At 41.4% G+C, this 14722-nt stretch carries 10 protein-coding genes; 6 read left to right on the top strand and 4 right to left on the bottom strand.

The genetic code is table 11. The features are described 5' to 3' along the window. The first annotated feature begins 37 nt into the window (after positions 1-37). From L6494_RS31135 to L6494_RS30950, 4 genes are all read left to right on the top strand, one after another. A complete protein-coding gene (locus L6494_RS31135) occupies positions 38-844 on the top strand; it encodes a sensor histidine kinase (protein WP_442947009.1) in 807 nt (268 codons plus the stop codon). Between the two features lie 128 nt (positions 845-972). Continuing rightward, positions 973-2124 (top strand): FIST signal transduction protein, encoded by a 1152-nt coding sequence (locus tag L6494_RS10400; RefSeq protein WP_237994507.1) that lies wholly within the window; start codon positions 973-975, stop codon positions 2122-2124. 15 nt (positions 2125-2139) lie between these two features. Beyond that, positions 2140-2544 carry a hypothetical protein gene (locus L6494_RS30955; protein ID WP_330911074.1) on the top strand — a complete coding sequence of 135 codons (405 nt, stop codon included), beginning with the start codon at positions 2140-2142 and terminating at the stop codon, positions 2542-2544. A gap of 4 nt (positions 2545-2548) precedes the next feature. Then, positions 2549-3178 (top strand): sensor histidine kinase, encoded by a 630-nt coding sequence (locus tag L6494_RS30950; protein WP_330911073.1) that lies wholly within the window; start codon positions 2549-2551, stop codon positions 3176-3178. 357 nt (positions 3179-3535) lie between these two features. On the opposite strand, the gene L6494_RS10390 is transcribed toward L6494_RS30950, so the two are convergent. Then, positions 3536-5098 (bottom strand): NAD(P)H-quinone oxidoreductase subunit N, encoded by a 1563-nt coding sequence (locus L6494_RS10390; RefSeq protein ID WP_237994505.1) that lies wholly within the window; start codon positions 5096-5098, stop codon positions 3536-3538. 215 nt (positions 5099-5313) lie between these two features. Next, positions 5314-7734: an ATP-dependent helicase gene (locus L6494_RS10385; protein WP_237994503.1), complete on the bottom strand. Its 2421-nt coding sequence runs from the start codon at positions 7732-7734 to the stop codon at positions 5314-5316. Positions 7735-7970: 236 nt separating this feature from the next. On the opposite strand from L6494_RS10385, the gene L6494_RS10380 reads away from it, so the two are divergent. After that, a complete protein-coding gene (locus L6494_RS10380) occupies positions 7971-10589 on the top strand; it encodes a U32 family peptidase (protein WP_237994501.1) in 2619 nt (872 codons plus the stop codon). A gap of 125 nt (positions 10590-10714) precedes the next feature. Here the strand turns inward: L6494_RS10380 and era are convergent, their stop codons facing one another. Then, positions 10715-11671, bottom strand: a complete 957-nt coding sequence (gene era / locus L6494_RS10375) for a GTPase Era (protein WP_237994499.1) — start codon at positions 11669-11671, stop codon at positions 10715-10717. 507 nt (positions 11672-12178) lie between these two features. After that, positions 12179-13297: a succinylglutamate desuccinylase/aspartoacylase family protein gene (locus tag L6494_RS10370; protein WP_237994497.1), complete on the bottom strand. Its 1119-nt coding sequence runs from the start codon at positions 13295-13297 to the stop codon at positions 12179-12181. Between the two features lie 138 nt (positions 13298-13435). On the opposite strand from L6494_RS10370, the gene L6494_RS10365 reads away from it, so the two are divergent. Next, on the top strand, positions 13436-14671 hold the full coding sequence (locus L6494_RS10365) for a CHAT domain-containing protein (protein ID WP_237994495.1): 1236 nt from the start codon (positions 13436-13438) through the stop codon (positions 14669-14671). The last annotated feature ends 51 nt before the right edge of the window (positions 14672-14722 follow it).

The raw sequence follows: 14722 nt of genomic DNA, 5'->3' as shown, positions 1-14722 counted from the left end.
ACAAGAGTTTCAAGTCCAGCTTGTAAAACAAGAAAAAATGTCTGTACTTGGGCAGTTAGTTACAGGTATAGCTCATGAAATTAACAATCCTGTGAGTTGTATTTATGGCAATTTAGGTCATAGTTTCACATATTTCCAGAACATGATTAACCTCATTGACCTTTATCAACATCATTATCCTGAGCCTGTAATACAGATACAGGAAGAAATCACAGCAATGGATTTGGAATATATACGTGCCGATTTACCTAACTTGATTTCTGCAATGAAAGAAGGAATTCAGCGCATTCGAGATATTAGCAGTAGTCTCAGAATTTTTTCTAGGGCTGATACAGAAAATAAAGTTAAGTGCAATATCCATGAAGGTATTGATAGTACACTTCTAATTCTCAAACATCGTCTCAAAGGTTCTGAAAATTGTCCTCCTATTGAAGTTATCAAAGATTATGGAGACTTACCTTTAATAGAATGTTTTCCTGGACAATTGAATCAGGTATTTATGAACCTATTAGCTAATGCTATTGATGCTATAGAGGAATCAAATACCAAACGTAGCATAGAGGAGATTCAACAACATCCTCATCATATTATTATTCAAACTATTCTCAATAATAATAAAAATCTGGTATTAATTAAAATTAAAGATAATGGTCTAGGTATGTCTGAAGAAATTCAGCAAAAGATATTTGACCATTTATTTACTACGAAAGCTGTAGGTAAAGGTACAGGTTTAGGATTATCAATTGCCCAGCAAATTATTGTGAAAAAGCATCAGGGTAATTTAGATGTAAATTCCGTTATCGGGAAAGGTTCAGAGTTTACAATTACTATTCCTACTATATAACTTCTGCATATCTCAAAATTCAATAAATTTTGGGAGTATAAATACTTCACTTTGCTCAATAGTAAATTTTTTATATAAATTTGGGAACTATATGGGTATAGAGGTTGATTCACTAAAGAGTTAAATTGATGTTAAAGATAGTAGTTGGCCATAGCAATGACCCAGACTCCTTAGCAGCAGTTGAGGAAGTAATTCAGCAATGTACTACTTCCCTAACTGGAGAAACTCCTCAAGCCGGAATTCTGTTTAGTGCTATTGACTTTGACCATACTCTCATTTTGCAACAAATTCATCAGGCTTTTCCTGGAATTGAGTTAATTGGTGGAACTACGGATGGAGAAATTTCTTCAGTCTTAGAGTTTCAGCAAGACTCAATTACTTTGATGTTGTTTTGCTCAGATGAAATTGAAATTTTTGCAGGAGTGGGATTGAACGTTTCTATCGATCCCATTGTTGCAGCCAAGCAAGCTGTAGAACAGGCAAAAACTAAAACTACCGCAGTACCTCAATTATGCTTGACCCATCCAGAAAGTCTGACAACTAGTGGTGTATCAATATTAAATGGCTTAAAATTAGCTTTGGGAGAAAAATTTCCCATATTTGGTGGTTTAGCAGCTGATCAATCAAAATATCAAAATACTTATCAATTTTTTCAAACAGAAGTCTTCAGCGATTCAGTCCCAGTTTTATTGTTTTCTGGTAATGTTCTTTTTTCCCACGGCGTAGCTAGTGGTTGGTTTCCCATTGGTAAAACTAGCAAAGTGACTAAAGTAAAGAAAAACATAGTCTATGAAATTGATGGTCAACCAGCTTTAGACTTCTATCGACATTATTTAGGCACGCTACCACCTTCAATGGAATATCCCTTAGCAGTGTTTGATGAAGATGGAGTAAGTTTTTATCTGAGAGCACCGATCGCCTATGATGAAACAATAGGTAGCATTACATTTTTTGCAGATATTCCTGAGCAAGCAAACATTCAAATTTCTGAAGCTGGACATCAAGATATTTTGGCAGCTTCTCACGCATCATTTATGAATGCTATGAATAATTATCCAGGGACAGAACCAGCAGGCGTACTATTTTTTTCTTGTGTAGCTAGACGACAAATATTGGGAATGGAAACCCAGCAAGAATACCTGAATACAAAAAATTATTTTAATCAGTTTTTACCTGCTTGTGGTTTCTATTCTAATGGTGAGATTGCCCCAATAAAATCTACTGGTAAAACGCATTTTCATAATGAAACATTCGTTACTTTAATTTTAGGAACTAAATAAAATCTCACAGAAATTATGAATTGCGAACAGGAAATTCAAAAGCTTGAAAAAGCTAATAGAATACTACAAAAAAAGTTAGAACGTGCTGCAATAGACCGCATACAGTTAGAGGAAACTAATAAAAAAAAGGAATCATTGCTCAAAAAGGTTATTAATGAACTGCAAGAGTCACAAACACAATTAAAACAAAGGACTCTAGAGCTAGAACAGACATTAATAAACCTTCAGACAATGCAAGATAAAATGTCTGTTTTAGGTGGATTAGTTGCAGATGTAGCTCACGAAATTAACAATCCTGTCGGTTTTATTATGGGGAATATCACCCCGGCGATCGAATATATTCATGACTTGTTATATCTCATCAAACTTTATCAACAGTATTATCCTGAGCCAACTAAAGAAATCAAAAAAACAAATTAAAGTCATGGATTTGGAGTATGTGAGTGAGGATCTACCAAAACTCATTATGTCGATGAAAGAAGGTACTGATCGCATTAGTAATCTTAGTTCTAGCTTGCGAACTTTTGCGCGGTCTGATACAGAATCTAAATTACCTTTTAATATTCATGAAGGGATTAATAGCACTTTATTTATTCTTAAACATCGTTTAAAAGCTAATCAGAATCGTCCAGAAATCCAGGTGATTAAAAAATTTGGAGATATTCCTGTAATAGATTGTTTCCCTGGGCAATTGAATCAGGTATTTATGAATATTTGTGCTAATGCTATTGATGCTTTAGAAGAGTCTAATCATGGGCTAAGTTTTGCAACGATTGAAGAAAAACCTAATATAATTATTATTCAAACATCCTTAAATTCTTATAGTAATTCTGTAGTGGTTCGCATTAAAGATAATGCTTTAGGTATACCAAAAGCAGTGCAAACAAAAATTTTTGAAAATTCGTTTACTACTAAACCTGTAGGCAAAGGTACGGGTTTAGGATTATCCATTGCTCATCAAATTATTGTACAGAAACATGGTGGTACGATAGAAGTTGAATCTACATTGGGAGAGGGTGCGGAGTTTATCATTACCTTACCTATTAATTGGTAATAATTTCGAGATTAAGTAAATAGCAGAAGTTCGTAGTATAGCGGTTCTCGCTTTAGTAAGGTAAAAGAACCCCACCCCCAACCCCCTCCCCGCAAGCAAGGAGGGGGCTATGATACAATACGGTTCAGTTAAGGATAAATTGTAGGTTTTGTTCCTCAACCCAACCTACGCATTTTAAGGTTTTTGACGCTAACTGAACGGTATTGGGCTATGATATATCTCATCTGATTAGGAAACGCTATAGTTTCTTGTTGGCGTAGCCTATTGCGGAGAAGCAAGAACTAAAGTTTTCACTACAAACAAAAAAGGCTAATAGCTTTTAAACTATTAGCCTTTAGCTGGTTAAAAATTATTAATCTACAAACCTTCTGATTGCTCAGGAGGAATAGCACTTACCTGATTACTAACAACTGCTGCTGTTTGCAAAATAGCAGTATGAGTAACAGAATTATTTGCCAAGGTAAACAGAGGATTCGACAAAATTCCGGCGAGGGTAGTAGCAATTAACGTGACTATTAATCCTACTTGCAAAGGTCTAAACCCTGGTAAGTTCCAACGTATTTCGGGGTAATTTTTCACTACGTCGGACATTTCTTGGGGTTCTTTGACCACCATCATCTTCACGACACGAATGTAGTAGTAGATGGAAACAACACTGGTAACTAGACCAAGTAAAACTAGCCAGTAAAGACCTGCTTGCCAACCAGCCCAGAAGAGGTAAATTTTCCCAAAAAACCCAGCTAGAGGCGGAATACCACCTAAAGAAAGGAGGGATAGGCTTAAAGCCAAGGTTAGTAGGGGGTCTTTTTGATATAACCCTGAGTATTCGGTGATTTGGTCTGTTCCTGTCCGTAGGGAGAACAGAATCACGCAGGTAAAACCACACAGGTTCATGAACAGGTAAACCAGCAGATAAAAAATCATGCTGGCGTAGCCTGCGTCAGTCCCAGCAATTAAGCCAATCATCACAAACCCAGCTTGGGCGATGGATGAATAAGCCAACATTCGTTTCATGCTGGTTTGGGCAAGGGCGACGACGTTACCCAAAATCATGCTGAGAACAGCCAGGGCTGTGAAGACAAACCGCCACTCCTCGGCGACGAGGGGGAAAGCTGTGGTCAACAAACGGATAGCTAGGGCAAATCCGGCGGCTTTAGAACCAACAGACAAAAAGGCGATAACTGGGGTAGGTGCGCCTTCATAAACGTCTGGTGTCCATTGGTGGAAGGGTGCAGCAGAGATTTTGAAGCCAATACCTGCAATCACAAATACTAGGGCAATCACCAAACCCAAGGATTGACCAACATTTGCTTGAGCAATACCATTAGCGATCGCACCTAATTCTGTTTGTCCACCAGATAGACCATACAGTAATGATACACCGTACAAGAATACTGCTGTACTGGAAGCTCCAATCAACAAGTATTTGAGAGCCGCTTCATTAGAACGGGGGTCACGCTTGGTATAACCTGTGAGTAAATAAGAGGAGATACTCAGTGTTTCTAGTGAGATGAAAATCATCACCAACTCACTAGCCCCAGAGAGAAACATCCCTCCTAGAGTAGCGGTCAATAAAATCGCGATGAATTCTGCTAAAGCAGTGCCACTCTGCTCAATGTAGCGAATTGACATCAGTATAGTCACAACGGCAGACAAGGCAATGATACCGCGAAAGACAATACTGAGGTCGTCACCATTAAAACTACCGCTAAAGGCGATGGGATTGATAGCATCCCATTTTAAACATAGGGCGACAATCGCAGCTAGTAAACCTGCGATCGCTAGATATCCAATCCAGCGTGAGGATGTGCGCCCTAAAATCAAATCAACAATCAAAACCGCCATGAGGGTGATAATGACAATTCCCTCTGGTAAAATCGTCCCGGCATTTAACTGGGATGCAAGATTAGCAAAATCCATGAGATATATAGGTTTTGGCGATTAGACATCAAGGCTAACTGTGTTCACTCTAGCAATTTTTCCTGCCCAAAGTTGCATTAAACTTACTGTCTTTTGAATCAGGCTTGATTTTGCTGACTTACGAGATCGCAGTGTGGGCAGAGAAGTTGATCTATGAGTCTGAAATATTTACTTGATACAAATATTATCTCAGAACCAGCACGTCCTATTTCTCCCTAACTACAATCAGGAAACTGCCGTTTCAAGGCTGAGAACACTGGACAGGGAGCTTGTTCTTGTAAGTTGTCTGGTTTACTCCAGGTAAAGGGGGCTTTTTTTGCCGCAGACATCCATAATAATTGCTTGGCTCTGGTCATCGCCACATATAGTAAACGATACTCTTCGGCTGTTTTGAGGTGTTTGGCTTGTTCCCATGCTGGGGTGACTTCTGGAATACTGACTTCGCCGTGGAGTGCAGCCCGAATCTGGGCGCGGGCGACTTCTGATAAGGTAAAGTCACCTAAAAATTGGCTTTGGGGAGGGACCCAAAACCGCCCAGGAATGAGGTTTTCATGGAGGAAGGGTAGAAATACATAGTTCCAATCTAACCCTTTGGCTTTGTGCATGGTGATAATTGTTAGTTGACCAGCACGGGTGTAACGGGCTTCTACATCCTCTGTTTCCACTGGTTCAAAGCGTTCAGAACTGACAATTTCACTTAAAACTGACAGCATTGACCCCATTGAGTTATTACCAGCGATTTGCTTGTTGACTCGTTCGGAGAGTTTATCAGCTGTGGCTAGTTCGGCTTGGTCGTAATTTAAAGTTAAAGCTAAAAAAGAAATTAGCTGATATAAAGGCAGTTCCAAGCGGGCGCGGAGTAAACTACGGCATATGTGAGAGGCTTTTTGTACTGTCTCTGCTTGGGGTGTAGCTAAGGGGCCGGGATAGAGAAATTCTTCTGGGAGACTGGCTAGGGCGTTGAGGTCTTGGGTGGGAATTAATTGACGCTTTACCAATACTTCTAAGGCGGTTTTGAGGTAGTCGGGAGAATGGGGGCGATCGCAAAATTGCAGCAGTGTTAAAATTTCCTGGGGAACATGGGAACGGCGATCGCTTTCTCCGACATCAAATATAGTAATTTTATGCTCTTTACACAGTGGTTCTAGTGCCTGTGATAACCAACGTCCCTGACGATTTTCACGTACTAATACCGCCACGCTTTTAGTTGGGTCTGCTGTTAATAGCTCAATTACCCTGTTACCTAACAATTCGGCTGTGTGATGAATATCACGGGGCGTATATAGCTCTAATCCTCCACCTACTGCGGCTGGGTTGACATCAGCTTGATTGACAGGACGAATCATTTGCAAACTAAATGGACTAGGAAGATGGGGAGATTTTTGATTTTTAGCCCCATAAAAGCTATTCACCCATTGCAGCGCAAAATTAGCCGCATCGATAATCATCTGGGTACTGCGACCAGCTTGATCCATTGTTGCTAGTTTGCCAGAGCGATCGCACTCTTGGCAAAATTCCCGAAAGTAAATTGGATCAGCCGGGGTAAAGGTCGAGTTAATCGCTTGGTTGGGGTCGCCAACTCTGATTAAGTGGAGTGGGAAATTTTGAGTGCTGAGTGCTGAGTGCTGAGTGCTGAGTGTGAAATTATTAGTATTCTCCCCTGCTCCCCTGCTCCCCTGCTCCCCTGCTCCCTTACTTCCTAATCCCCAGTCCCCATCACTTGCCAAAATCTCTAATAGCTTGGTCTGTAATGGGCTGGAATCCTGGGCTTCGTCTTCAAATACAGCAAAAACTTGGTTCTGCTCAATGCGGCGTGCGCTGTCGTTTTCTAGGACGCGGAGGGCGGCTAAAATCATGTCGTCGTAGTCAATAAAGTCACGCGATCGCATCAGGTTCTGGTACTCTTCATACAATCCTGACGCTATAGTTAAAATTTCATACGCATCTATGGTTTGTTGACTCCATTCCCGTAGTTTGGCTGGGGAAATACCGGAACTTTTGGCTTCGTGAATGACGGTAGTTGCTAAATCTGGTAAAACTTCTGTTCTTAACACCGACTGACGACGTAACCTTTCTGTTTCTTCACCGTCAAATTGCTGTCCTTCTAATAACTGCAAATATAGTCGGGGATGATTAGCCACCCATTGTTCTACGGCGGTGCGAATGAAGCGGTGGCTTTGGTTGGGTGTGATCAGGGTGACGTTTTCTAACTCTAAACCAGATAAATTTGGGTGACGGCTGGCAATATTTAACGCCAAACTATGCAGGGTATAAACAGTGAAACCTGTTTGAGGTAAAGATAATTGTTTGAGGTATTCGCGGATTTTTATTTTAATATTCGCAGCCGCCGATCGCGTAAAAGTTACTACCACCAACTGACGACGATTAGATGGGCGTGACTGTATTGTATTTTGATATTGCCTAGCAATTGCGATCGCCGCCGCCGCCGCCATCCCCGTAGATTTACCCGCACCAGGAACAGCAGAAACAGCCAGTGGGCCTGATTGCCAATCAGCCATTTGCTGTTGTCCAGGGCGCAGTGTCTTGCGAATGGCTAAAACTTTCTCCTGTAAAACTTCCATAGATGAGGCTTGAGATGCTGGTGGTGCAATAGCAGTAAAGTTAGTGTCTGACATTTATAATTCGTAATTCGTAATTCGTAATTAATTGCGATCGCCTCTAGCAAGCTAACTATATATGATTGCTTTATTATTATCTTTGATGATGAGGTTATCTAATTTTTTAGATCGATCAAACTGGATAAGCATTGCTGCATCTAGCGATAAATCACCCCACAATTAGGCAACGCCACTTGATATATTGAGTTAAAATCAAAAATCCGTGTCAGCCATATAAACCTAATTTAAATCTAATGGAAATTGCTAGTTCTCACCATCCCCAATCTTCTTTACAACGTCCTGAAATCCTTGCACCTGCTGGTAATTGGGAGTGTGCTAAAGCTGCTGTGGAAAATGGGGCGGATGCAATTTATTTTGGTTTAGATCGGTTTAACGCCAGAATGCGGGCGCAAAATTTTACTGAGGCTGATTTACCGGAATTGATGACATTTTTGCACCATCGGGGTGTGAAAGGTTATGTCACTGTCAATACATTGATTTTCCCGCAAGAGTTGGCAGAAGCGCAACAATATCTCCGCACAATTATTGCGGCTGGCGTAGATGCGATGATTGTTCAAGATGTAGGTATTTGTCGCCTGATTCGTCATCTATCGCCAGATTTCCCCATCCACGCGTCTACTCAAATGACTGTTACTAGTGCGGCTGGGGTGGAGTTTGCTAAATCTCTCGGTTGTCAGTTAGTGGTGTTAGCTCGTGAATGTTCTTTAAAAGAGATTAACAAAATTCAGCAGCAAATTGCACAACAGGCCGTTTCGCTACCACTTGAGGTGTTTGTGCATGGTGCGTTGTGTGTGGCTTACTCTGGTCAGTGTTTAACTAGTGAAGCTTTAGGCGGACGTTCAGCGAACCGGGGTGAATGCGCTCAAGCTTGTCGGATGCCCTATGATTTAATTGTTGATGGGGAAATTGTAAACTTAGACGAACGCAAATATTTACTTAGTCCCCAAGATTTAGCCGGCTTGGAAGTATTACCTGATTTAGTTACGTCTGGGGTAACTAGTCTCAAAATTGAAGGTCGTTTAAAAGCACCGGAGTATGTTGCTAATGTCACCCGTGTTTATCGCCAAGCATTAGACCAGGTGATGAGGAAATTGGCAAGACCTAACCCCCTAACCTCCTTCCCTAGTAGGGAAGGGGGAATAAAAGCTTCCCTGTCTACATCGAACAACGGGAGAGGTCAAGAACGCTACAACCTAGAGATGGCATTTTCTCGCGGACTTTACACGGGTTGGTTTGCGGGGATTAATAATCAAGAATTGGTTCATGCGCGGTTCGGAAAGAAGCGGGGGGTTTATTTAGGCGAAGTTACCCGCATTCGTAATGAACAGGTGACACTTAAATTAGCAGCACCCCTGAAACCTGGGGACGGTGTGGTATTTGATTGTGGTCATCCAGAAACTAAGGAAGAAGGCGGTCGAGTCTATGGGGTGGTACAGCAGGGACAGGAAGCGGTGATCACATTTGGCCGAGGTAATGTCAACTTTCAGCGTGTTCATGTAGGCGATAAGCTATGGAAAACCAGTGACCCAGAATTAGATAAACAATTACGCCAGACTTTCGCCGGGGATAACCCCCAATTTCAGCGTCCGATTGACGTGGAAATTTATGGAGAGATTGGTGAGTTATTAATTGCGATCGCCCGCGATGAATTCGGTAACATTGTACAGGTAAAATCAGAAATTCCCGTGGTGGAAGCACACACCAAACCTCTACATATAGAACGCATTAAAGAACAGTTTGGTCGTCTTGGTAACACCCCCTTCCGTTTGGGAACATTAACGAATCATCTCAGTGGTAATGTGATGATACCTGTGAGTGAATTAAACCGGATGCGGCGCGAAATCGTCACCCAGTTAGAGGAGTTACGCAGTCAACCCAAACGCTGGGAACTAAATCCTCAAGCTTCCTTCCAAGACCTACTCCCCCCCACATCTCCCCCATCCCCCACATCTCCCTCACTCATCGTCCTAGTCCGCAACCTCAAACAACTCCAAGCCGCTCTCAAAGCAGGCGTTGAGACACTTTACTGTGAATTTGAAGACCCCCGCGCTTATCGGGAAGCCGTGCAATTATTCCGTGAAAGCCAAAAGGAAAAACAATTAGATTCTGTCACCTGTCACCTGTCCCCTGTCCCCTCCATCTGGGTCGCCCCTCCCCGCATTACCAAACCGGGGGAAAACTGGATTTTGCAACAAGTACGCGCTTCCGAAGCTGATGGCTATTTGGTGCGGAATTACGACCAACTCGAATTTTTTGCCGCAGACCGTTGTATTGGCGATTTCTCTTTTAATGTTGCTAATCCTCTAACAGCCGACTACTTCAAACAGCGTTTTGGTTGGGAACGGTTAACAGCATCCTATGACTTGAATATTACCCAACTGGAAGATTTGCTGAAAACTTGTCCTAGTGAATGGTTTGAGGTGACAATTCATCAACATATGCCAATGTTCCATATGGAGCATTGCGTTTTTTGTGCGTTTCTCTCTGAGGGGACAGACTATACTAATTGTGGCAGACCTTGCGACAAACATGAAGTGAAATTGCGCGTAGATACGGAGCGGCTTGTCGGTAAACATCGCGTCGGTAGTGAACACATTCTACAAGCCGATGCAGGTTGTCGTAACACTGTATTTAATGGTACTGCCCAAACCGGAGCAGAGTACGTACAGCGTCTCATAGATTTAGGTTTACAACACTTCCGCATTGAATTTGTCAATGAAACACCAGAACAGGTGACGAAAACAATACAGCAATACGATCATTTATTAAAAGGTGAAATTACAGGTTCTCAACTTTGGCGCGAGTTGAAATTACAGAGCCAATTAGGTGTAACTCGTGGGCCGTTAAAATAATTCGTAATTCGTAACGATGCTCCGCCCCGCTACGCTAACGTAATTCGTAATTTTGTAGGGTGCGTTCAAGCGCAGCGTAACGCACCGATATATCTGGTGCGTTACGGAAGAAATATTGATTTTTGCTATTCTTCCACGCGGTAGCCCAATTCTGCTAACCTGACGCGGGAGTGTCGCCATTTGGGTTGGACTTTGACAAATAACTCTAGATAAACTTTACCAGATATTAGTTTTTGAATTTGCTCCCGCGCTGCACTACCTATGGCTTTGAGCATTGAGCCACCTTTACCGATGAGAATCCCTTTTTGGGAATCGCGTTCAACGTGGATGGTAGCCATGACGCGGGTAATAGCTGGTGTTTCTTCTACTTTATCAATTGCGATCGCCACAGAATGAGGAACTTCTTCACGAGTTAACAGCAAAATCTGTTCTCGAATTAACTCGCCCATAATAAACCGTTCTGGTTGGTCTGTTACCAAGTCAGGCGGATAGTAGAACGGACCATGATCCAAATTTTCAATTAATAATGTTTGCAGTTGGGGTAATTCTGCACCAGTCATAGCAGAAAACTTGACTGTCGGCCATTGATGTGCATCCGCCATCTGTTGATAACTTTCATTGATGTTTTGGGGATTTGCAGGCTGTTGATCAATTTTATTGATACCCGCAATCACTGGTGTTTTACTATTAATTAGTAGATCAGCAATGAAGCGATCGCCTGCACCACAAGCTACTGTTCCATCCACCACAAACAGCACTACATCCACCGAGTCAATCGCTATTGTGGCATTCCGCACCAATACTTCACCCAATTGATGATGAGGTTTATGTATTCCTGGCGTATCGACAAATATTAATTGTGCGTCTGGGGTTGTGACGATCCCTCTTAAACGATTGCGTGTAGTTTGTGCTACTGGTGAGGTAATAGCGATTTTTTGCCCGACTAATTGATTCATCAACGTAGATTTACCAACATTAGGACGGCCAATAATGCCGATAAAACCTGATTTAAATTCAGGAGGAGCTTGAGGAATTGATACCCCTTCTGAAAAAGATAAAATGTGATTATCAATACTAGTCACTGTCAGTTCCACCGTTTTATAGTTCGGATATAGTTGCTATCAGTTTTTTTTACAAAAACACTCAAAAAAACACCAATTCACTCTGAGAGGTGCGGGGAACTAGCACCGCTTGCGCGGAAGTCAAAAGTTAAAAGTTCAAAGTCAAAAGATTGAGAATGGTAGCTTCTCTTACAAAGTTTGGCGGGACGGAAACCGACACCGCCACGCCTCTTGCTACAACCGGAGGAAACCCGGCAACGCAGTGGCTCAACTTTGCTCTTATTTACGCCGTGCTGTACTAGTCTTTAATTTTAGTTTAGTCTACTACCAAATATATTTAGCTATCATCTCAAAAAAATGAGATAGAAACACAAATCTTCTCAAGAATTATCTTTCCTCAAGATGATTGCTTTTAGTGCAATCTTGTGATTTTTTCTATAATTACCATTAAATCATAAGTTATTTATTATATATATTTATCTTAATATATTAGAGATTTAAACTTCAGTTCTTATGAACAATTATCAACTAATGAATTATCCCAAGCACAAATTCACCTTGATTTACAGCTTGATTTGTGGAGACATCGTAAACTAAGCCATCTTCAGCCGCACAGATATCAATAACTGTAGGTAGCTGATTTTCCTTATTAAAGCTGAGAATTTGATATAGTTTTTCGCCAGCTTTGATATTTGTACCTAAAGCGACTCTAGACTGAATCATCCCGCCTGCGATCGCATAATATTTTTCCCGGTTGCTACTCTTAGCAAAATAAATTTCATGACCTTGAGTAGAGGGTAGATTTTGCAACACATTTTTTTGAATTAAATAATTTTTTATACCCTCCACACCTTTCGCCACCGAATCAGGATTCATTTGCATACCTGCACCTAGTTCTAAAGTCCAAGCTTCGATGTCAAATTGAATTTGTCTACCCAACTGCTGAAAACAATCTTCTAAAGCCAACCAAGGTTTAATAAACGCTTCATCGAAAGCATCACCATCATATTTATCTAGCAATATACCAAAATCCAGCAAAAAATATTTTGCGCTATCTTCACGATTACGGAAATAATAAACATAATCTAAACCTTGATTATTAGAACTATGTAAATCAATTAAATAGTCAGCATCGAGACTAATAGATTGTAATTCATACCGAAATCTTTCACTGTAGGGGACGCTATGAGGTGAACTAATTTCATCTAAATTCCGAGCAAATTTCTGTTTGATAATATTTAAATAATTCTGGCGAATAGTTGCTAAATCTTCATGAATTTGAGACTTAGCAAAAGCCAACAAATGATTATTGTGTTTCTCATAATCCCAAAAAATGCGATTCCAGTCTTTAGATTCATAGGCACAATGACGGCCAGGAGAAAAATGTTGAGCGCGTTCATTAACTCCCATTGGATTGCACACAGGAACTAACCAAACCTCCCCCATTAAATCAGCCGCATCAACCGACAATAAAAACTCAATCAATTGATGAATAACCGCATTACCAGATATTTCCGCACCGTGGAGATTTGATTGAATATAGACCTTTTTCCCAGGTTGAGAACCGATGAACTTGTAAAGTTGTAAAAACAGGCGATCGCCCGAAGCCATTTGACGCAAAAATATAGTTTCAATCTGAGGGAACATAAAAAACCAGAAATAACCTAATTAAACCCAAATCATACCAACTAAAAACACTCCACCTCCCTCTCCGCGTCTCCGCGCCTCTGCGTGATAACCCACATAAGCTAGAATCAAATCACTCAAAGCAACAACCCAGCACAGATGGTAAGAAACTGGTTAAGAATTACCTATCACAGTGAAACCATACAACTATCCTGGCAACGGGGATATGAAACCCAACGCCTTGCGCCACAAGTCCCATTCCATCAACCTTTCGATCAAGAAAAGCTAACTGATTTACGCTGGTATTTAGAAGAATATCTCACCTTCCCCTACGGGATATTCCCAGATAACGCCGCAAAAATCGAACAACAGTTGCAGCACTGGGGACAAGAGTTATTTGAGCTAGTATTTCGCAGCACCGAGAAGGGCAAAGAATTTTTTCAAGAAGCCACAAGGGAAGGACTCGACAACTGTGAACTGGGCATAATTTCTGATAACGCCAACGTGCTGAATTTACCTTGGGAATTGCTGTATTCCCCCGACTATCAATTTCTCGCCCCATCATTAGCTGGGATGTATCGCAGCCTTAGCAGTCAGGGAGTTAGGGCAGCTTTACCACCAATGCCCGATGACCAGTTAAATATTTTATTAGTAATTGCCCGTCCTTACGGCGAACGAGACATAAATTTTAAAACCATAGCCCGTCCCCTGTTGACAGCGTTGCAACCCATCCGCCAACAAGTCAATCTGAAAGTATTGCGTCCCCCTAGCCTCAGAGAGTTTGAAGCAGAATTACAGGCGCATAAGGGTTTTTACCATATTGTCCATTTTGATGGACATGGGGATTTTGACAACGAAACCCAAGGCGTTTTAGTGTTTGAAGACGACGAAGGCAACCCCCAAACAGTCAACGCTAGAGAAATTGCCCAATATTTAAGAGATTGTCGCGTGCCAATTTTCGTCTTAAACGCTTGCAAATCTGGACAAGTAGGCGAAGAAGCTTTTTCCTCAGTCGCGGGACAGTTAGTGAAATTGGGGGCGAAGGGTGTAGTAGCAATGGCGTATAAAGTCCAAGCCAAAGGTGCAGAACACTTTATTGGGCGGTTTTATCGGGAACTGGTAAGGGGAGAGTGTATTGCCGCAGCAGTCGCAGCTGGGCGAAAGTCAATGTGTATTGAAAAATTGCGCCCTGCTCTCAATGTGGATTTACCTTTACAAGATTGGCTAGTGCCAGTTTTATATCAGCAAGAACCCTACACACCATTTGTTCCCAAACAGCAAGCACCGAGTTTTTTAGAATTAATGAATAATGTAGAGACGTTGAATAAAACGTCTCTACATGAGACATCTCCGAAAACAGTCAAAGCCTTTGTTTGGCTAGGCTGTAGCCACTAAATGCAATCATCTTAAATTAGCTATTCTGTACGATGAAATAAGACTTTGAGA

Origin of the sequence: Nostoc sp. UHCC 0870, from assembly GCF_022063185.1 — a bacterium.
Lineage (GTDB): Bacteria > Cyanobacteriota > Cyanobacteriia > Cyanobacteriales > Nostocaceae > Trichormus.
The sequence above is the reverse complement of the archived record's forward strand: the minus strand, read 5'-3'. Positions and strand labels throughout refer to the sequence as shown.

Excerpts from the sequence above, each read along its gene's own strand:
- L6494_RS31135 (WP_442947009.1), top strand. The coding sequence starts at position 38 with ATGTCTGTACTTGGGCAGTTAGTTACAGGTATAGCTCATGAAATTAAC.
- L6494_RS10400 (WP_237994507.1), top strand. The coding sequence starts at position 973 with ATGTTAAAGATAGTAGTTGGCCATAGCAATGACCCAGACTCCTTAGCA.
- L6494_RS30955 (WP_330911074.1), top strand. The coding sequence starts at position 2,140 with ATGAATTGCGAACAGGAAATTCAAAAGCTTGAAAAAGCTAATAGAATA.
- L6494_RS30950 (WP_330911073.1), top strand. The coding sequence starts at position 2,549 with ATGGATTTGGAGTATGTGAGTGAGGATCTACCAAAACTCATTATGTCG.
- L6494_RS10390 (WP_237994505.1), bottom strand. The coding sequence starts at position 5,098 with ATGGATTTTGCTAATCTTGCATCCCAGTTAAATGCCGGGACGATTTTA.
- L6494_RS10385 (WP_237994503.1), bottom strand. The coding sequence starts at position 7,734 with ATGTCAGACACTAACTTTACTGCTATTGCACCACCAGCATCTCAAGCC.
- L6494_RS10380 (WP_237994501.1), top strand. The coding sequence starts at position 7,971 with ATGGAAATTGCTAGTTCTCACCATCCCCAATCTTCTTTACAACGTCCT.
- L6494_RS10370 (WP_237994497.1), bottom strand. The coding sequence starts at position 13,297 with ATGTTCCCTCAGATTGAAACTATATTTTTGCGTCAAATGGCTTCGGGC.
- L6494_RS10365 (WP_237994495.1), top strand. The coding sequence starts at position 13,436 with ATGGTAAGAAACTGGTTAAGAATTACCTATCACAGTGAAACCATACAA.